Source organism: Nocardiopsis potens DSM 45234 (genome assembly GCF_000341105.1).
GTDB lineage: Bacteria > Actinomycetota > Actinomycetes > Streptosporangiales > Streptosporangiaceae > Nocardiopsis_A > Nocardiopsis_A potens.
In genome coordinates this window covers 63,249-82,514 of record NZ_ANBB01000039.1, presented here as the reverse complement: position 1 = coordinate 82,514, position 19,266 = coordinate 63,249, and the positions used below count along the sequence as shown (strand labels likewise).

At 75.6% G+C, this 19,266-nt stretch carries 14 protein-coding genes; 5 read left to right on the top strand and 9 right to left on the bottom strand.

The features are described 5' to 3' along the window. Positions 1-6: 6 nt before the first annotated feature. The 5 genes from D459_RS0115765 to D459_RS0115745 form a co-directional block, all read right to left on the bottom strand. A complete protein-coding gene (locus D459_RS0115765) occupies positions 7-3,741 on the bottom strand; it encodes an AAA domain-containing protein (protein WP_017593978.1) in 3,735 nt (1,244 codons plus the stop codon). A 140-nt stretch (positions 3,742-3,881) separates the two neighbouring features. Next, positions 3,882-4,736 carry an SDR family oxidoreductase gene (locus D459_RS0115760; RefSeq protein WP_026120435.1) on the bottom strand — a complete coding sequence of 285 codons (855 nt, stop codon included), beginning with the start codon at positions 4,734-4,736 and terminating at the stop codon, positions 3,882-3,884. 122 nt (positions 4,737-4,858) lie between these two features. After that, the gene (locus D459_RS0115755; protein ID WP_017593976.1) at positions 4,859-5,824 is read right to left on the bottom strand and encodes an acyl-CoA dehydrogenase family protein; all 966 of its coding nucleotides are present in this window, start codon (positions 5,822-5,824) and stop codon (positions 4,859-4,861) included. Then, positions 5,821-6,954: an acyl-CoA dehydrogenase family protein gene (locus D459_RS0115750; protein ID WP_017593975.1), complete on the bottom strand. Its 1,134-nt coding sequence runs from the start codon at positions 6,952-6,954 to the stop codon at positions 5,821-5,823. The genes D459_RS0115755 and D459_RS0115750 overlap by 4 nt, the downstream gene beginning before the upstream one ends. Beyond that, the gene (locus D459_RS0115745; protein WP_017593974.1) at positions 6,944-7,798 is read right to left on the bottom strand and encodes an enoyl-CoA hydratase; all 855 of its coding nucleotides are present in this window, start codon (positions 7,796-7,798) and stop codon (positions 6,944-6,946) included. Before D459_RS0115745 ends, D459_RS0115750 begins: the two co-directional genes overlap by 11 nt. Before the next feature lie 128 nt (positions 7,799-7,926). Here D459_RS0115745 and D459_RS0115740 point away from each other — a divergent pair, with 128 nt between their 5' ends. The 3 genes from D459_RS0115740 to D459_RS0115730 are packed head-to-tail and all read left to right on the top strand — an operon-like array spanning position 7,927 to position 10,509. Then, entirely contained in the window at positions 7,927-8,709 is a 783-nt protein-coding gene (locus D459_RS0115740) for an SDR family oxidoreductase (RefSeq protein ID WP_017593973.1), read from the top strand. Between the two features lie 8 nt (positions 8,710-8,717). After that, positions 8,718-9,335, top strand: coding sequence for a TetR/AcrR family transcriptional regulator (locus D459_RS0115735; RefSeq protein ID WP_017593972.1), 618 nt, complete (start codon positions 8,718-8,720; stop codon positions 9,333-9,335). 19 nt (positions 9,336-9,354) lie between these two features. Beyond that, the gene (locus D459_RS0115730) at positions 9,355-10,509 is read left to right on the top strand and encodes an acetyl-CoA C-acetyltransferase (RefSeq protein ID WP_017593971.1); all 1,155 of its coding nucleotides are present in this window, start codon (positions 9,355-9,357) and stop codon (positions 10,507-10,509) included. A 1,507-nt stretch (positions 10,510-12,016) separates the two neighbouring features. Here the strand turns inward: D459_RS0115730 and D459_RS0115725 are convergent. Genes D459_RS0115725 through D459_RS0115710 form a run of 4 tightly spaced genes read right to left on the bottom strand, consistent with a single transcriptional unit; the run spans position 12,017 to position 15,388 of the window. Beyond that, entirely contained in the window at positions 12,017-13,087 is a 1,071-nt protein-coding gene (locus D459_RS0115725) for an NAD(P)H-dependent flavin oxidoreductase (RefSeq protein WP_017593970.1), read from the bottom strand. Next, on the bottom strand, positions 13,084-13,815 hold the full coding sequence (locus D459_RS0115720) for a CoA-transferase subunit beta (protein WP_017593969.1): 732 nt from the start codon (positions 13,813-13,815) through the stop codon (positions 13,084-13,086). Before D459_RS0115720 ends, D459_RS0115725 begins: the two co-directional genes overlap by 4 nt. Next, on the bottom strand, positions 13,815-14,639 hold the full coding sequence (locus D459_RS0115715; RefSeq protein WP_017593968.1) for a CoA transferase subunit A: 825 nt from the start codon (positions 14,637-14,639) through the stop codon (positions 13,815-13,817). The genes D459_RS0115720 and D459_RS0115715 overlap by 1 nt, the downstream gene beginning before the upstream one ends. Then, positions 14,639-15,388, bottom strand: coding sequence for an enoyl-CoA hydratase family protein (locus D459_RS0115710; RefSeq protein ID WP_017593967.1), 750 nt, complete (start codon positions 15,386-15,388; stop codon positions 14,639-14,641). Before D459_RS0115710 ends, D459_RS0115715 begins: the two co-directional genes overlap by 1 nt. A gap of 667 nt (positions 15,389-16,055) precedes the next feature. Between D459_RS0115710 and D459_RS33695 the strand changes: the two genes are divergently transcribed. Next, positions 16,056-17,357 (top strand): hypothetical protein, encoded by a 1,302-nt coding sequence (locus D459_RS33695; protein ID WP_152522991.1) that lies wholly within the window; start codon positions 16,056-16,058, stop codon positions 17,355-17,357. Positions 17,358-18,268: 911 nt separating this feature from the next. Continuing rightward, positions 18,269-19,012, top strand: coding sequence for an SDR family oxidoreductase (locus D459_RS0115700; protein ID WP_017593966.1), 744 nt, complete (start codon positions 18,269-18,271; stop codon positions 19,010-19,012). Positions 19,013-19,266: the final 254 nt, after the last annotated feature.

The following is a 19,266-nucleotide window of genomic DNA, read 5'->3' as shown; positions in this document are numbered from 1 at the left end:
GGGAGCTCACACCAGGGCGCGTGCGGTGACCACGCGCCCGTCGGTCGCGAACCGCTCGCACACGCGCGGCCAGAACCCTCCTTCGTTCCGCCCGAAGAACCCGTGGTCGCCCACCATGACCAGCAGCCGCTTGGCGCGCGAGCACATCACGTTCACCAGCTCCGGCTGGGTGAGGTGGCCGATGTTGAGCCACGGCCGCTCCCAGCTGCCCCGCTGGTTGTCCCGGACCAGGGAGATGACGACGATCTCGGCCTCGCGCCCCTGGAAGGAGTGGACGGTGTGCGCGAACGGGGCGAGCCGGTCCTTCCCGCGGAGGACGTCCAGCTGCTGCCGGTAGGGGCTGAGCACGGCGAGCCGCTTGGCGGCCTCCTCCGGGTCGCCGTCGAGCGGGTGCGGGCGCAGCGCCTCGATGAACCGGGCGACCACCTCGGCCTCGCCCCGGTTGTACCAGCTGGGCTCGTCCGCGCAGTCGGCCACGTCCGAGGTGTCCAGCCAGAGCAGGGAGCGGCCCTGCAGCCAGGCCGGCTCGGCCAGGCCGTGCGGCTCGTCCGGGCGGCCGTTGCGCACCAGCCCGCCCCGGCCCGGCGCGGTGTCGGTGGAGCGCGGGTCCGCGTAGAAGACGTCGCTGACCAGGTCGCCGATGGCCCGGTTCATCCGGAACTGCGTGCTCAGGTGGCGCACCGGCGGGTCGCCGGCCCCCTGCAGCTGCTCCACCCGCTCCAGGGCGGGCGAGGCGGACGGGTCGACCCCGGAGAACAGCGACCCGAAGAGGTTGAACGCCCGCATGTACTGCCCGCCCCGCCGGGCGTGCTCCTTGAGCTCCTCGTCGTCGCTCTCCGCGCACCCGGCGAGGAACCGCTCGACCTCGCTGCGCCGGTGGGCGGGCAGCTGCTTGTGGTCGCCGATGAGCGTCCACCGGATGCCCTGGGTCAGCGGGATGACCAGCTCGGTGGGCCACGCCTTGGCGGCCTCCTCGATCACCACCCAGTCGAACAGGTCGCCGCCGCGCCCGGTGGCGTCGGCGGTCCGCCCCGCCGCCGAGCAGGTGGCGAAGACCAGGTTGGCCGACCGGCGGATTCGGTCCACCAGCTCCATCTGGTAGTCGCCCACCACCGAGGGCCACTCCGCCAGCAGCTCGGCGAGCCGGGGCTTGCGGCGCACCTCCTCGGTGCGCGCCCGCTCCGACATCAGCCTGCGGAGCAGCCGCACCCGGCGCTGGGCCAGCTGCTCGGGCACGAACCGGTCGCGCAGCCGGGGGTCCACCCGGTCCTCGTGGCCGTGCGAGGTCAGCCGCAGGGCGATGACGCGCCCGGACTCGTCCTCGCCCGACCGCTCGTCGGCCCCGTCGCCGCCCAGCAGGTCCAGCCGCTCCAGCAGCACGGCGGCGAGGTTGTCCAGCGCGTAGTTGGACTGGGCCGACACCAGTACCCGGCGGCCCGGGTTGTTGCGCAGGTAGGCCGCGATCGCCTGGGCGGAGACCCGGGTCTTGCCGGTGCCGGGCGGGCCGTGCAGGGCGAAGAAGGGTTCGCAGACCAGCATCTCGGTGGCGATCACCCCGCCGGTCAGCCCGTGGCCGGCCTCCTTCTTCCACGGGTGGACCAGGCCGCGGATGGTGGTCGGGCTCAGCAGCTGGCCGACCAGCATCCGGTTGGCGAGCAGGTCGGGCAGGGCGTCCCGCTGGCGGCGCAGCGCGATCTCGCTGCCGGTCTCGTTCTCCGGCCGCACCCACCCCTTCTCCGGGATCCGGGGACGGTGCGGCCCCTGGCGGACGGTGATGCTCTCCTCGCCGCCGCGCTCGATGAAGTCCACCTTGACCGGGTGGCGGGAGTCGGGGCGGCCGCCGTTGTCCGGGAGCACCTCGACGACCCTGCGGTGCTCGCCGTCGCCGGCCACCGAGTCGAAGAAGTCGCCCATGCCCGGGCGCAGCCGCGGGGTGCCGTAGTAGTGGGAGGTGAGGGCGTCGCCGTAGCGGACCTTGCGGTCCCGCTCCTCGTCGAGCCGGAGCACCACCCGGCCGCCGTCGCCCTCGGCGGTGTAGGGGTAGTGCCGGGCCTGGAACTCGATCCGCTGGTACTGCAGCAGCCACTCCATGGCCTCTTCGAACTCGCGGTAGGCCTTGGACTTGCCGGCCGAGATCTTGATGCTGTTCAGCAGCCCGGTCCAGAGGGGGCGGGCGGTGCGCTGGTGCTCCAGCTCCTCGGGGTCGACGGTGAGGGGGAAGGCCTCGACGGAGCCGATCTTCCGGCTCAGCTCCTTGCCGGTCGCGGGGTCCGACTCCTTGCCGATCAGCGTCTCGCGCAACCGCCGTCCGGGCGCCGCCTGCAGGTTCACCACGTACTTGATGATCAGGACGTCGGGGTAGGGGTCGCCGTACCCGGACAGGCCCTGCCGGGGGCGGAACTCCCGGCAGAACCAGGCCATGTCCTTGCCGAACAGCAGGTACTCGGACTTCTCCTTGTCGCGCAGCTGCTGCACGGTGCGGGAGTCCATGTAGGGGGCGGCCCCGGAGGGGGCGTGGTACAGCCGCGCTCCGCGCAGGTCCGACTCGATGCAGTCGGCCAGCTCCTTGGCGCCCTGCGGTGTCTCCACCGGGTCGTGCCGGATCTTCCCCCAGGCCAGCAGGGTGTCGCGGTACTCCGAGGGGGCGTAGATGACCAGGGGCGGCCGCTCGTCCTCGTCCGGGGCGTCCCACTGCCCCATGATGGCGTCGAACTTGTCCCGGAGCCTGCTCACCACATCACCGCTGGACGGGCGCGACCTGGTGTGCCCGTGCAGCATGGCCGAGAGCAGGTCCTTGAGCTCCTTGGGCAGCCTCCGGGAGTCGCGGACCGCCTGGAGGACCCGGTGCTGCCAGGTGAGGATGTCGTCGCGGCCGGGGGCGCCGGCCTCGGCGGGCGGCGCGGGGGCGCCCTCGGCCAGCAGCCCGGCGGCGACCAGCCCCAGGCTGTACACGTCCGACCACTTGCCGACCTGCGGGATCCGCTGGAGGCCGAGGTCGAGGAATTCGAGCATCTCCGGGGCGCAGTAGTACAGGTCGGTGCCGTGCAGTTCACGCAGGATCTGCGCGGGGTCGCGGTCGTGCTCGGCGACGGCGAAGCGCAGCAGGTCGTTGGTGAGGGTGCTCATCTCGAACCGGGTCAGCTGGAGCCTGACCCGCTCGGCGCCGGGGTCCGGGGCGTCGGAGAGGACGGCGCCGATGCTGCCCCGGGAGATGCTGCGGTGCACCATGCGCTGCCCGTGCAGCTCCTGCAGCCCGTCGGCCAGGAGGAGGAACTGGCGCAGCGAGGAGGGAGGGTCCTCGCGCAGCTCGTCCCAGAAGGCGGTGAGGGCGTGGCCGTGCCGGTGGGTGACGACGTAGGCGAACCCCTCCTTGCCGACCCCCTGGGCGCGGACGTACTCGTCGTCGCGGTGGCCGCCCTCCAGGATCTCCGGCAGGGCGGGGTGGCCGTAGGAGGCGGCGCGGAGCAGGACGCGGACCTGGCGCTCCCACAGGTTGCCGCCGAGCCTGCCCACGCCCCGGTACAGGTGCAGGGTGACCGGCTGCTTGCGGGAATCGACCAGGGGGCAGCGGTAGAGGACGCCGGGGATGATCGTGTGGCACTTCTCGGTGACCGGCCGATCGGCGGGCGTGGCGTAATGGCCGATGGCGGTCTCGGGATCGCAGAAGAAATGCTCGATGAGCGCGCCGACCTCGTGCAGGTCGTCCGGGACAGAGGGGGTTTCCGAGGGGGAACCGTTCAACGAGGCCTCGATCCTCCTTTCGCGGCGATCGGTGCCTTTATCGCGCGGCCGCCTCGCCGGGGTGGAGGTGAATATACCCGCCGAAGTGCGATGGAGTGGTGTGGAAGAAGAGTTTTCCTCCTTAAAGGGGCTTATGGGGTCTATTTTCTTTTCCGTGGGCCGTTCCGGGGATGCGCCTCCGGTGCACCGCGGCCGCGCCCCTGCTCCCCGGGGCCCGGCCGGTCCGGCAGCACCAGGTAGCGGGCCGGTACCTCGCCGCCGCCGTGGACGGCGAGGTCGGCGCCGGTGATGTAGGGGTCGGAGGCGAGGAGCAGGCAGGCGCGGGCGATGTCGGCGGGCCCGGCCATCCGGCGCATCGGGACCACCCGGTCGACGGCGTCGGCGCCGGCCGGCCCGAACACCTCGTCCGCGGCCTCGGTGCGCACCGGGCCTGCGGTGACGTGGTTGACCCGCACCTTCGGCGCCCACTCCAGGGCCAGCGCCCGGGTCAGGCCGAGCAGCCCCGCCTTGGCCGCGGTGTAGGCGGCGGTCCCCGGCTGCGGGTCGTACGCCGCCACGCTGCCGATGTTGACGATCCACCCGCCCTCCGGCTGCCGCCGCATGATCCGGTTGGCGGGCTGGGCGGTGTGGAACGGCGCCAGCAGGTTGAGGCCGACCACCTTGGCCACGAACCGGGGCGAGACCTCGGCCGCCTCCGCGCTCGGCGCCCCGCCGGCGTTGTTCACCAGCACGTCGAGCCGGCCCGACGGCTCCGCCGCCGCCTCCACCAGCCCGGCCGCCTGGCCGGGCTCGCGCACGTCGGCGGCGAGGAAGCGGGCGGTCCGCCCGCCTGCGGACGGCGGCGTATCGGGCGGCGTCCGCCCGCCGACGGCCACCTCGGCGCCGGCCGCGAGGAACGTCTCGGCGATCACCCGGCCGATGCCCCGGGTCCCCCCGGTCACCAGCACGCTCCGCCCCTGGAAGCCCTGCCTCTGGAAATCGGCCGCTGCGGTCATGTCCTCGGCCTCCCTGCGCATTGGAATCCTGCCCGCAGCCCCCGCGATGATCTTGACGTCGCGGCCCTGTCCCGGCGCGTTGATAGGGCCGCAGCGTCAAGACCATCGGGAGGGATGGGATGTCACTTTCCGGTGAGGGCGGCCATCACGCGGCCGCGGTGGTGGGCCGGGGAGCCCCAGGCGGTGTGCAGTGCGCGGGCCTTGCGGATCCACAGCGACAGGTCGAACTCGTCGGTGTAGCCGATCGCGCCGTGCAGCTGGAGCGCGGTGCGGGCGGCCCGGTAGGCGGCCTCGGAGGCGGCCGCCTTGGCCGCGGAGGCGTCCCGGGCGGAGTCGGGGCCGCCGTGGGCGACCGCCGCGCCGTACACCAGCGAACCGGCGAACTCCAGCTCGATCAGGGTGTCGGCCAGCCGGTGCTGGACCGCCTGGAACTCCCCGATCGGGCGGCCGAACTGCTCGCGGGTGCGGACGTGGTCCACGGTGGTGTCCAGCAGGCGGCGGCCCGCCCCCAGGGCCTGGGCGGCGCAGGCCAGCGCGCCGAACTCCGCGGCGGCGGAGGAGGGAGACGCCTCCGCGGAGGCGATCCCGCCGGCGGGGGAGCAGGAGAACAGCCGGCGGGCCGGGTCCAGCGAGCGGTGCGGCCCCCCGGCGGGCTCGGCCCGGTGCAAAGCGCCGCCGTGCACGGCCAGCACCAGGTCGGCGGCGTCGGCGTCCAGCGCGTAGGGCACCAGCGGCGGCAGCGCCAGGGTGGCGGCCAGAGAGCCGTCGGCGATGCCGGCCAGGGCCTTCGGATCGCCCAGCACTCGGGCCGCGGCCAGGGTCTCCACCACCGGGCCGGGCACGCCGTGCCGCCCGACCTCGATCAGCGCGGCGACCAGCTCCACCGGGCGGACGCCCGCCCCGCCGTGCTCCTCCGGCACGGCGAGCGCGAAGACGCCCGCATCGGCCAGCGCCCGCCACAGCGCCCGGCCGGGAGCGTGGTCGCCGCGGCCCCAGGCCCGCGCGGCGCCGCACGCGTCGGCGCCGGCCAGCAGGCCGCGCACGGTCTCGGCGAACAACCGCTGCTCGGAGTCGAGGGTGAACCTCACCTGCCGCCCCTTCCCGCCCGGGGGAGGCCGAGGACGCGCTCGGCCACCACGTTGCGCTGGATCTCGTTGGTCCCCGCGTAGATCGGCCCGGCCAAGGCGAACACGTAGTCCTCCAGCCAGGGGCCGTCCAGCTCGCCGTCCGGGCCGAGCAGGTCGAGCGCGGTCTCGGTGAGCGCCACGTCCAGCTCCGACCAGAAGACCTTGTACATGCTGGCCTCCGACCCGGCGTCGTGCATCCGGGAGAGCACCGCGTACCCGTGCATCCGGTAGGCGCGCGCCCGGATCCAGGCGTCGGCGACCCGGTCGCGCAGCGCGGTGTCGGCCGGGTCGCCGCGCTCGGCCCAGAGCCGGACCAGGCGGTCGGCGGCGGCGGTGAACCGCCCCGGGCTGCGCAGGGTCAGGCCGCGCTCGTTGCCGGCGGTGCTCATCGCCACCCGCCAGCCGTCGCCCGGTTCGCCGATGACGTCGGCGTCGGGCACGAACACCCCGTCGAAGAAGAGCTCGGCGAAGGCCGGCTTGCCGTCCAGCCGGCCGATGGGGCGGACCGTCACCCCCTCGGCGTCCAGCGGGAACATCACGTAGGTCAGGCCGCGGTGCCGCTCGCCGGAGGAGCGGAAGACACCGAACGCGCGGTCGGCGAACGGCCCGCGGGAACTCCAGATCTTCTGCCCGGACAGCAGCCAGCCGCCGTCGGTGCGGGACGCGGTGGAGCGGATCCCGGCCAGGTCGCTCCCGGCGCCCGGCTCGGACCAGGCCTGGGCCCAGATCTCCGCCCCGGCGGCCATCGGCGGCAGCACCCGGGCGCGCTGCTCGGCGGTGCCGTGCGCGAAGAGCGCGGGGGCCAGCAGGTTGATCCCGCCCTGGTTGACCCGGCCCGGCCCGCCCGCGGCGTGGTACTCCTCCTCGAAGACCAGCCACTCCAGCGGAGTGGCGCCGCGCCCGCCGTACTCCTCGGGCCAGGAGACCGCGGACAGCCGGGCCGAGTGCAGCTCGCGCTCCCACTCCCGGTGCGCGGCGAAGCCCTCCTCGGTCTCCAGCGACGGCAGCGGGGACTCCGGCACGTGCTCGCGCAGCCACGCCCGCACCTCGGCGCGGAACGCCTGCTCGGCGTCGGTGAAGTCAAGATCCATCGGAGGCCGCCCTCTTCATGCTCCGCGGGTCCATCCCGGCCAGCGCGTCGGTGCCGGTCTCGGCGTTGTGCGCGTGCGCGAGGTGGTGCAGGCCGAACGCGGCGTCCATGCCGGCGCGCATCCCCTGCAGGTCCTCGGCCTGGTTGACGGCGCGCTTGGCCAGCGCCAGCCCGAACCGGGGCATCCGGCCGATCCGCTCGGCCAGCGCGAGCGCCTCGCCCTCCAGGTCCCCGCCCGGCACCACCCGGTTGACCATGCCGACCTCGCGGGCCCGGTGCGCGTCCATCCGGTCCCCGGTGAACAGGAACTCCTTGGCCACCCGGGGCGGCATCACCCAGGGGTGGGCGAAGTACTCCACGCCGGGCACGCCCATCCGCAGCACCGGGTCGCTGAAGAAGGCGTCCTCGGCGGCGACGATCAGGTCGCAGCACCAGGCCAGCATCAGGCCGCCGGCCACGCAGGCGCCCTGCACCATGGCCACGGTCGGCTTGGGCAGCTCCCGCCAGCGACGGCACATGCCCAGGTAGACCTCTGCCTCGCGGGCGAAGCGGCGCTCGCCGCCGGCCTTGTCGGAGTGGTCCCACCACAGGCCGGCGCGGCGCTCGAAGGGCCGGTCGGCGTCCCGGCCGGGGCTGCCGATGTCGTGGCCGGCGGAGAAGTGCCGGCCGGCGCCGGCGAGCACGACCGCGGCGACGCCGTCCTCCTCCGCCGCCCGGTAGAAGGCGGCGTCCAGGGCGTAGGTCATCGCGGAGTTCTGCGCGTTGCGGTACTCGGGCCGGTTCATCGTGATGACGGCGACGGACTCCTCCGCGCCGCGCCGCTCGTAGCGGACGACGTCGTCCATGCGGGCCTCCTCGCTCCTCGGTCCGGCCGACGGCGTACGGATGCTCCTGTTTTCTAACAAGTGTTTGGTAGGGTAACATGCGAGCGACCGGCGGCCCAGGCCGCGCGCCCCGAGCGGAAGGTCCCCCGATGAACGCGGTGCCGCCCTACGTTCCCGGCCACGGCCTGATGCGCGGCCGCACCGCCGTGGTCACCGCCGCCGCGGGCACCGGAATCGGCGGCGCCACCGCCCGCCGCCTGCTGGAGGAAGGCGCCCGGGTACTGCTGAGCGACGCCCACGCGCGCCGCCTGGAGAGCACCGCCGCCGAACTGGCCGCCGAGTTCGGCGCCGCCGCGGTCGCCTCGGCGCCCTGCGACGTCACCGACGAGGACCAGGTCGCCGCGATGTTCGACGCCGCACTGGACCGCTTCGGCCGGATCGACGCGGTGGTCAACAACGCCGGGCTCGGCGGCACCGCCCGGCTCACCGAGATGACCGACCCGCAGTGGAACCGGGTGCTGGACGTCACCCTCACCGGGACCATGCGCTGCACCCGGGCCGCGCTGCGGCTGATGGCCGGCGGCGGGGGCGGCGCGATCGTCAACAACGCCTCGGTCCTGGGCTGGCGCGCCCAGGAGGAGCAGGCGCACTACGCCGCGGCCAAGGCCGGGGTGATGGCGCTGACCAGGTGCGCCGCGGTGGAGGCGGCCGGCGACGGGATCCGGGTGAACGCGGTCGCGCCCAGCCTGGCGGTCCACCCCAACCTGGCCAAGGCCGCCTCCGAGGAGCTGCTGACCGAGCTCGCCGCCCGGGAGGCCTTCGGCCGGCACGCCGAGCCGTGGGAGGTCGCGAACGTTATCGTCTTCCTGGCCAGTGACTACTCCTCGTACATGACCGGGGAGGTCGTTTCGGTTTCGAGTCGGAGAGCGTGACGTTGACGATGAGCCCACGGCGACGCGATACGGAGGGCGCGGCCGCGGCCCGCGCGGCACGGCGCACCGAGCTGCTCGGCACCGCGGCGGAGGTCTTCGCCGAGCGCGGGTACGCCGCCACCACGGTCCGCGAGGTCGCCGACGCGGCGGGCATGCTCGGCGGCAGCCTCTACTACCACTTCGACTCCAAGGAGTCGATGATCGACGAGATCCTCTCCGGGTTCCTCACCGCGCTGTGGCGGGACTACGACGCCGTCCTGGCCCGGGGCGGCGGCGCCGAGCGGACGCTGCGCGGCCTGGTCACCGCCTCGTTCCAGGCGATCGACCGGGACCGCGCCGCGGTCGTGCTCTACCAGAACGAGGCCAAGCACCTCGCGCCCAACCCCCGCTTCGGCTACCTGGCCGAGTCCCGGGCGCGCTTCCGCGACATGTGGGTGGGCCTGCTGGAGCAGGGCTCCCGGGACGGCTCGTTCCGCGCCGACCTGGACGCCCCGGTCGTCTACCGCTTCATCCGCGACACCGTGTGGCTGGCCGCGGGCTGGTACCGGCCGGGCGGGCGGCTCGGCGCGGACGAGGTCGCCCAGCAGTACCTGGCCCTGGTCCTGGAGGGGATCCGAGGGCACTGACCGGCGAAGGAGGAGGAAAGTGGCCGAGGCCTACATCGTGGAGGCGGTCCGCACACCCGTCGGCAGGCGCGGCGGCGGGCTCGCCGGAGTCCACCCCGCCGACCTGGGCGCGCACGCGCTGCGCGCACTGATGGACCGGTCCGGCGCCGACCCCTCCGCCGTCGACGACGTGATCCTCGGCTGCGTGGACACCCTCGGCCCGCAGGCCGGGGACATCGCCCGCACCGCCTGGCTGGCCGCCGGGCTGCCCGAGGAGGTGCCCGGTGTCACCGTCGACCGGCAGTGCGGCTCCTCCCAGCAGGCGGTGCACTTCGCCGCGCAGGCGGTGCTCTCCGGCACCGCCGACCTGGTGGCCGCCGGGGGAGTGCAGAGCATGTCGCAGGTCCCGATCGGCGCCGCGATGACCGCCGGCGAGGCGCTCGGGCACAAGGAGGGGCCGTTCCTCGGCTCCCGGGGCTGGGTGCGGCGGTACGGGACCGGCGAGGTCGACCAGTTCCGCGGCGCGGAGATGATCGCCGAGCAGTGGGGGCTGACCCGGGAGCGGATGGAGGAGTACGCCCTGGAGTCGCACCGCAGGGCCGCCGCGGCCGCCGACGCCGGGCGCTTCGCCGCCGAGACCGTACCGTGCGCCGGGCTCGCCGCCGACGAGGGCCCGCGCCGGGACACCAGCCGGGAGAGGATGGCCGCGCTGCCGGAGCTGGTGCCCGGCGGGCGGCTCACCGCCGCGCTGGCCTCCCAGCTCTCCGACGCCGCGGCGGCGCTGCTCATCGCCTCGGAGCGGGCGGTGGCCGAGCACGGGCTCACCCCGCGCGCCCGCGTCCACCACCTCTCCGCGCGCGGCGAGGACCCGATCCGGATGCTCACCGCGCCCATCCCGGCCACCGCCCGCGCGCTGCACCGGACCGGGCTGTCCGTCGACGACATCGACGTCTTCGAGGTCAACGAGGCGTTCGCCTCGGTGGTCCTGGCCTGGCTGGACGAGACCGGCGCCGACCCGGCCCGGGTCAACCCGAACGGCGGCGCCATCGCCCTCGGCCACCCGCTCGGCGCCACCGGAGCCCGGATGATGACCACCCTCCTGCACGAACTGGAGCGCACCGGCGGCCGCTACGGCCTGCAGACCATGTGCGAGGGCGGCGGCCAGGCCAACGTCACGGTGCTCGAACGCCTCTGAACAGGGCGGCCGTCGTTCCATGCAGTGACGGCGGAGGAAGAAGAAAGCGGCGGAGGAAGAAGACGGCGGAGGTAGGAGCGGGGCCGGGCACTCCAGCCGGGCACGGCGCCTCACGGGGCCGAGGTTCAGACGGGCGGCGACGGCAGGGGGAGGCCGGCTGGTTGGTCAAGCGCGGCGCCCCACGGAGCGAAGGTTCAAGCGGGCGGCGAGGGCGGGAGGGCGTGCCGGCTGGTCGGTCGGGCGCGGCGCTCCACGGGCGAGGGTTCAAGCCGGCGGCGACGGCAGCGGTAGGGGCGGGGCGAGGGTGGTCGCCCGGGTGCGGCGCCCCGCAGAGCGAAGGTCCAAGCGGGCGGCGACGGCGGAGGTGAGGGTGTGGTCGGGTGTCCCAGCCGGGCGCGGCACCTCACGGGGCTGGGGCTCAAGCGGGCGGCGAAGGCGAGAGGGCGTGTCGGCCGGTCGGCCAAGCGCGGCGCCCCACGGGGCGGGGTTCGAGCAGGCGGCGAAGGCGGGCAGTGGGGACCGGCCGGTCGGTCGGGTGCGGCAGAGCAGGGCGGGCGTGGTCGGGGCGGGCAGGGGGCGGGGTTGCCGTGCCCGCGTCGCCCGGGTGTCAGGGCCGGCCGTTCCTGAAACCGCTGCCCCTCTCTGACCTGGACAAATACACAGGGTGATGGTGAGGAGGGGCACCCTGCGCACTGCGAGAGCACCCCGGTGATTCCTGGGCGCGCATCCCGGCCCGGAATAGGCCCCAGAAGGCCCGACCGGGGCCGATTGGGCCGGTGATCGGGGTTTCATGCCGTCAGCAAGGCCGCAAAGCAGGGGGTCGGAACCCGGGGAGGGGCAGAGGTGGGGCGAGATGTCGCTTTTGTTCTTCCGAGAAGCCCTGGTTGGCCACTCTGGGTAACCGGGGAGGGGGTGGTGGGGGGGGCTTCGGGGCTTACTACTCGCTGGTAGAAGTAATCGGGGTGCTGCGGAGGTGCGCAGGGCGCTCCCAGTCTTGCCCGATCCCCGCCGCAAAACCGGCATAGGGGATAAGACCCCTGGCGGGCCGGGTCGGTGAACGCGGCGCCCGGCTGGGGCACCGGCCCCCGTCCTCGCCGCTGCCGTCGTCGCCCGTCTTGATCTTCGCTCCGCGAGACGCCGCACCCGACCGACCGGCCGGTCCCCCTTCCGCCTTCGCTGCCTGTTTGAACCTTCGCTTCGCGATGCGCCGCGCCCGGCCGGGGCGCCCGCCTGCCCCTCCCTCTGCCGTCGCTGCCTGCTTGAACCTTCACCTTGTGAGGCGCCGCGCTCGGGTGGCCGCCTTCGCCCCGTCCCTGTCTCTGCCGTCGCTGCTGATTGAACCCTGGCTCCGTGGGGCGCCGTGGCCACCCGGCCGACCGGTGGCACGCCCTCCCCGCCTTCGCCGCCGGCTTTAACCCCCGCCATGTGGGGTGCTGCGCTCAGGGGAGGCCTGGACTCCCGCCCCTGGCGGTCCGCCCGTCGGGGCGGGCGGGGCGGGGGGAGCCGGTCAGGGCGCGGGGTGGCGCAGGGTCTCCAGGCGGTCCAGGGACCGTGCGGCGTCGGCGACGATCCGCTCGATCAGCTCCGTGCAGCCGGGCAGGTCGTCCACGGCCGCGACGGCCTGGCCGGCTGCCATCACGCCCAGGTCGGCACGGCCGTCCACCATCGCGGCCTTCAACAGCATCGGGGTGTTGGCCGCCATCAGCACCTGGGACCAGGACAGCCCCCGGGCCCGGCGCATCGCGGCGCCGTCGCGGAGCAGCGAACCCCAGGACAGGCCGGTGTCCCGGCGCAGTGCCGCCGCGCTGCGCACCGCCACGGCCAGCCGGGACACCGGCCCGGAGCGCTCCAGCGCGTCCACGGCCGGGGTGCGCAGCACCCGGTGCGGCACGCCGTCCACCTGCCTGGTCACCACCGTCTCCGCCGCCTCCAGGTAGGCGCGCTTGACCGCGTCGGGCACCGGACTGTCCGAGGTGAGCAGGAACCGGGTGCCCATCGCCACCCCGGCGGCCCCGTAAGCCAGCGCCGCCGCCAGCCCGCGCCCGTCGAAGAACCCGCCGGCCGCGATCACCGGCACGTCCACCGCGTCCACCACCTGCGGCAGCAGCAGGGTGGTGGCGAGCGGCCCGGTGTGCCCGCCGCCCTCGCCGCCCTGCACCAGCACCGCGTCGGCGCCCCATGCCGCGACCTTCTCCGCGTGCCGTCGCGCGCCGACCGAGGGGACCACCACCACCCCGGCCTCCTTCAGCCGGGCGATCAGCTCCGGGCGGGGAGCCAGCGCGAACGACGCGACCCGGACCCGCTCGGCGATCAGCAGCTCGACGCGCTCCTCTGCGTCGCCGGCGTCGGCGCGCAGGTTCACCCCGAACGGCCGGTCGGTGCGCTCGCGGACCTCGCGGATCGCCGCGGCGAGCCGGTCGAGGGGCATCGTCGCCGACGCCAGCACGCCCAGCCCGCCCGCGTTCGCGGTCGCCGACACCAGGCGCGGCCCGGCCACCCAGCCCATGCCGGTCTGCACCACCGGGTGGCGGCAGCCCACCAGGTCGGTGAGGGCGGTGCGCAGCGGCCCGGCGCTCACCCCGGCACCTCCCGGTCGCGCAGCCCGCCGGGGTCGAGCACCTCGCGCAGCAGCCGCAGCTCCTCCCCGGTCGGCTCGCGGGTGACCGGCACCTCGCCGCCGGCTCCGGCGAGTTCGAACCCGGTGCGGTCGAGGACCTCCCGCACCGTCGTCCCCGGGTGCACCGAGACCAGCCGCGCGGTCCGGCCGGGGCCGCCGAAGTCCAGCACCGCCAGGTCGGTGACGACGCGGCGCAGGCCGTGCGCGTCGGCGGCGGACACCCCGCTGACCATGTCCACCTCCGGCACGAACACCCGGCGGGAGTGGCGCGGGATCCAGTAGCTGGTCGGGCCGCAGCGGGTGTTGCCCGGTGCGCCGCGCACCCCGAGCAGCTGCCGGTCGGGGCGCTCCCACGGGCCGATGGCGGAGATGTTGCTCCGGCCGTACCGGTCCAGCTGGGAGGCGCCCATCATCACGTGCCGGCGCCCGTGCAGCACCAGCCACAGGTGGTCGCGGAAGGGCAGCCACCCCTCGGTCTCCTCCGGGGCGGCGGCCCGGCCCAGCGGGAGCGCCTCCCGGGTGAGCAGCGCCCCGCCGTCGGTGGTGAGCAGGTCCGGCTCGAACGTCATCCGGGCCAGCCGGGCGCCCAGCACCGAGCAGGTGCCCATCGCCGCGGCCAGCACCTCGCCGTCGCCCCGCCACGCCTCGGCGCACGCGACCACGCAGACCTCGGCCCTGGTCGCCGCCATCACGCCGCCTCCGTCCGGCCGGATTCCGGGCCGGGCCCGAAGAACTCCGCGCGCAGCGCCGGGTCGGCCGCGGAGGCCGCGTAGCGCCGCTGCGCCTCCTCGTCGCGCCCGTAGTCCGGTTCGCAGGAGGTGAAGAGCGCGCCGCCGGGGGTCTCCGCCACCCCGGCCACCACCGCCCTGCTGACCAGCAGCGTCTGCGGGGGGCCGGTGAAGGAGTCGACGAGCCGCTCGCAGGAGAGGTAGCAGCGGTCGGCGGCCTTGGCGAACAGCTCGTCCAGGTAGGGGTCGGGGCCCAGGTACTGCCCGTTGCCGCGGGCGTCGGCCCGGTTCACGTGCACCAGCGCCGCGTCCAGCCGCAGCGGGGGCACCGCGACCAGCGGGCCGCCCCCGTCCTCGGCGGGGTAGGGGGAGCGGACGGTGCGCAGCCCGGGGTCGGCCCGCAGCACGTCGGAGCCGAGCCCGGCCGGGGTGGGCAGGAACGGCAGCCGGTGCGCGGCGGCCAGCAGCCCGAACATGAACATGCCCTCGTCGTGCTCGGTGAGCGCGACCGCGCCGCTCTCCCGGGCGGCGCGGAAGTACGGCTCCAGCGGGATCGAGTCGAGCGTGACGAAGGGGGCCACCACCCGGCGGACCTTGCCGTGCGCGCAGAGCATGCCCACGTCCGGGCCGCCGCAGGAGACCACGGTGAGGTCGCGCACCGGGGACCGGCAGACCGCGCGCACCAGCTCCATCGGCTTGCGCCGCGACCCCCAGCCGCCGATGCCGAGCACCATCCCGTCGCTCAGCGACGCGGCGATCGCGTCCGGCGTCGTCACCTTGCCCATCACCGCTCCGTTCCGCGGGCGAACGCCGCCCGGTGCTCGTCGCCCGCCCCGGCCAGGGTGAGCTCGAAGGTGAACCCCTGCTCGAACCGGTAGGACCGGTGGACGTCCACCGGGTCGATGCCGTTGAGGGACTCCTTGGCGCACCGGATGACGCGGGGGTCCTTGGCCGCGATCGCCCGCGCCGTGCCGAGCGCCTCGCCGCGCAGCTCCTCGCGGGGGACCACGGACAGCACCGAGCCGAACGCGTGCAGCTCGGCGGCGGTGGCGGTGCGGCAGGTGTAGACCATGGCCCGCATCAGCTGGTGCGGAACCAGCCGGGCCAGGTGGGTGGCGGCGCCCAGGGCGCCCCGGTCCGCCTCGGGCAGGCCGAAGCGGGCGTCGTCGGAGGCGACCACCACGTCGGCGTTGCCGGCCAGCCCGACGCCCCCGCCGAGGCAGAACCCGTGCACCGCGGCGACCACCGGGACCGGGCAGTCGTAGACCGCGGAGAACGCGGCGGCGCAGCCGCGGTTGGCGCCGAGGAGCGCGGCGTGGCCGGGGTCGCGCTGCATCTCCTTGATGTCGACGCCGGCGTTGAACCCGCGCCCCTCGGCGCGGAGCAGCACGGCGCGGGTGCCGGGGTCGCGCCCGGCGGCCAGCAGTTCGTCGGCCAGGTCGTGCCAGCCCTGCACGGTGAGCGCGTTCACCGGCGGCGCGTCCACGACGACCTCGGCGACCCCGTCCGGGTGCCGTGTGGTGGAGACAGCCATGACCATTCCTCCAACCAAACACTTGTTAGAATTCACCCTAACAAGGCGGGCCGCCGGACGGCAGGGGCCGCCCGGGGCGGTGCCCGCGTAGGGCGGGGCGCCTCTCCGGGTCGGGATCCGGGTCCGCCGCCCGCCTGGGACGGTGCGGAGCCGATGGTGCTCCGCCGCCCTGCCGCCCTGCCGCCCTGCCGCCCGTCGGGCAGGGCGGGCGGCGGCTCCGGCGGTCTGCGTGGCCGGGAGCCGAAGCGGACCTCCGAGCCGGGCCCGCCGCCCGGGAGGCCCCGCAAGGCCCGCGGATGGCCGGATCCGGCCACGGGGCCGGTTTCGTTCGCGTTCTGAGACCGGAAGCGGCCTTCCGGCCCGAGCGGAAGGAGTAGCCTCCCGCACAGGCATGATCATCGGCGGGCGCGGGGATCCGCGCACCGGCGGGCCTTCCGCAGGTCCGGCGCCGGGAACGCGACGGGTCGTGCCGCGATCAGGTCCGCACGCGCCGCTCGCGGCCGGGGCCGCCCGCACCGCCCCCGATATCCGGCGCGGGACGGGGCCCGGGGCGATCCGGCGCGGTGCGCCGCCGGTCCGAGCCGCGTGCACCGGAGAGACCGCACCGGCCGCACCGTCCGCAGGAAGGAGGGGGCGCCTCCCGCGCGGGAGCGTGCCCGAACAGGTGATGACCAGGACGAGCCGCGCCCTGCTGGCGGTGCTCTCGGCGGGCGCGGCCGCAGCCGCCCTCGCCCTCCTCGGATGGTGGGCCTACCGCGCCTGGGACCTGGGCAGGCTGCTGCCCGGGCCGGACACCGCGCCGCTCGCGGCCGCCGGCGCGGCCGCGCTGCTCGCCGCGGTCGCCCTCGCGGTCCTGCTGGCCGCGGGGTCGCGGGCGCGGGGCGGGAACCCCGGCGCGGCCGCCGCCGACACCCCGGAGGAGACCGAAGCCCCCCACCGGCGCAAGCACGTGTTCCGGCTGGAGCTGCCCAGCGCCCGCAGGGACTACCCCTTCCTCTTCTCCGCGGTCGTCTGCTGGCGCGGCCCCGCCGCGGCGGAGAGCGCCGCCGAAGGCGCCGCGGTCTGCGCGATCGAGGGGCGCGCCCGCGCGCTCTGCGCGGCCGAGCGGCCGGAGGAGCACGGCGCGGCGGGGTTCCGGCTGACCGCGGCGCTCGGCCCGGAGCCGTGCCGGCACCCCGGCGTCGACGAGGCCTGGGCCGAGGAGGTCCGGCTGGAGATCTCCGCCGACGACGAGGAGCGCCTCGCCCGCCTCCGCGAACTGCGCAAGACCAAGGCCGCCCGGGAGGAGGAGCGCGAACTGGAGCGGCTGGAGCAGGAGTACCTGGGCGGCGAGGTCCTCTCCGACCCGGGCCGGGCCGTGGTCTGGTGGCTGGCCCGCCACCCCGAGCGGGTCGAGGAGGCGGTCGCCCGGATCGGCACGCTCACCCGCCTCTCCTCGGCGGCCACCGGGCGCCGGCTCCCCGACGTCTACCGGGAGCTCACCGAGGCGGTCGGCGCCGCAGAGGCGGAGCGGGAGCCGGCGGCGCGCGCCGAGGCGCCGGGCCCCCGCCCCGCGCCCCCGTTCCCGCACCCCGACCCCTACGTGGGCCAGGTCTACGGCTACATCCCGGAGGACGGCGAGCCGGAGGAGCCCCGCCCCGCCCCGGCCCCCGCGGCCGACGCGCCCCGCTCCGACCAGGACCCCTGGCTGCACGCCGCGGCCATCGCCGCCGGCGACTGGGAGGACGGGGAGGAGTACGAGGGCTTCCTCCAGCGGTTCGCGGTCTTCCTCAAGTCCAACGGCTACACCGACAGCGCCTCCCGCATCCGCGACGCCTACGGGCTGGGGCCGGGGTTCCCGTCCGTCTTCGGCTCCGCCTCCGACTTCGAACCCGACCCCTACGTCGGCCCGGAGGGAGAAGGCGGAGAAGAGCCGGAGGAGGAGGCCCCTGAGCGCTCCGGCGGCGCCGGCGCCTCGGCGGCCGGCTGAGCGGGCGGACACCCGGGCAGGGGCCGCCCCCGGCCCCGCCGCCCCTCCCGGTGCGCGCGGCCGCCGAGGCCCCGGTGATGCCGGCGGGCGGACCTCCCGGAGGCCTGCCGGAGGGGGCGGGGGAGGGGAGCCGCAGGCCCGCCCCGGCGGGGCGGGGTCCGGGCGGTCGACCGGGGCGACCAGGGCGGCGTGCACGGTGCTGGTCCGCTGCTCGCCGCTCTTCAACCGGTAGGCGATGGTCACCCTGGTGCGGCCGATGCCGGTGATCTCGGCGTCGTGGCTCCACCAGCCGCGCCGGTAGCGGACCGCCTGCCCCACGGACAGCCGGGCGATGACGGCCTTGGACGCCGCGACGAGGGCGCGGCGCTCGGCGCGCTCCTGCTCTCTGGCCTTTTCGAACGCCTGGAGTGCCGCGGCCTCTTCCCGCTCGGCCTCGGCGCGCCGTTCGATCTGGCGCGAGCACTCCGGGGCGAGCCGCGGGAAGGCGCGGGCGATCGCCTCGCAGGCGGCCCGGTGCCGCTCCTGCGACTGCTCCAGGTCGTAGTCGGTGTAGTGGTGCCGTAGGAGGTCGACCAGCGCCCGGTCGTCCGGGACGTCGAAGTTCCCGAGCTCGATGGCGTGCAGCCGCGCCTCCGCGAGGAGCTTCCGCCGCCCCGTCCGTGGAAAGAAGGTGGTGATCACTTCGGCCTCGCTTCCCGGCCCCGTCCCCGGAGCCGCTCATCAGGAGGATGGCACCGGGGCCGGTGCCGGTGGGAGGAGAGAACGGGGCTGTGGACGGAGGGCTGTGGACAAGGCATCCGCCCGGGCCGTTCGGCGGGGTCCGGGGCCGCGAGGAGAAGCGGCCGGGAACAGGCCGGAACCCCCGCCACCATGGCCGCTCCGAGGAACACGGAGCGGAGAGGAACAGGAGCATGGACGTGCGGGAAGCGGTGCCGGCCGTGGTCACCGGCGGGTCGCGGGGCATCGGCCGGGCGATCGTGGAGCGGTTCGCCGCGGACGGGGCCCCGGTGGTGTTCGGATACGTCTCCGAGCGGAACCGGGCCGAGGAGGTCGCAGGCGCGGTCCGCGCCGCGGGCGGCAGGGCCTGGGCGGTCCGGGCCGACCTGGGCGAGCCGGACGGGGCGGACCGGCTGTTCGCCGCGGCCGACGAGCACCTGGGCGGGCGGCTGGGCGTCCTGGTGAACAACGCCGCGATCCCCGGCCGGACGGCGTTCGACGACGCCTCGGCGGAGGAGTTCGACCGGGTCATGGCGGTCAACGCGCGCGCCGCGCTGCTGGCCATGCGGCACGCGGCGCGGCGGATGGGGCGCGGCGGGCGGATCATCAACGTCTCCTCGGTCAGCACCGGCTGGCCCGGCGCGGACGAGGCCCTGTACGCCGCGAGCAAGGGTGCGCTGGAGCAGCCCTCCCGGGTGGCCTCCCGGGCGCTGGGGCCGCGCGGCATCACGGTCAACACCGTCTCGCCCGGGACGACCGACACCGACCTGCTGCGCGGCGCGGTCCCCGCCGAGGCCCGGGAGGCCGTCGCCGCGATGACACCGCTGGGCCGGCTCGGGCGCCCCGAGGACGTCGCCGCGGTGGCGGCCTACCTGGCCGGTCCGGACGCGGCCTGGGTCACCGGTCAGAACATCCGCGCCGACGGCGGCCTGCTCTGAGCCCGTCGGCCGGGGGACGCGCCGCGCCCACCCGAGACCTCCCCCGCGGCGGTCCGAGGCCGGGCGGTGGAGGAGGCCCGGCCGCTCCTCCGAAGGGACGGGGAAGAACGCGCTCCTCCGGCCGCCGGCCGGCCTTCTCCCGGCGGCGGCCCGGAGCCCTCCCGGTGCGACCGGAAGCGGCCATGCGCCGCACCGCGGGCTTCCGCCCGGCCCGCCGGGGAACCGCTCGTCTGGAAGAGGCGGACGGGCAGAGA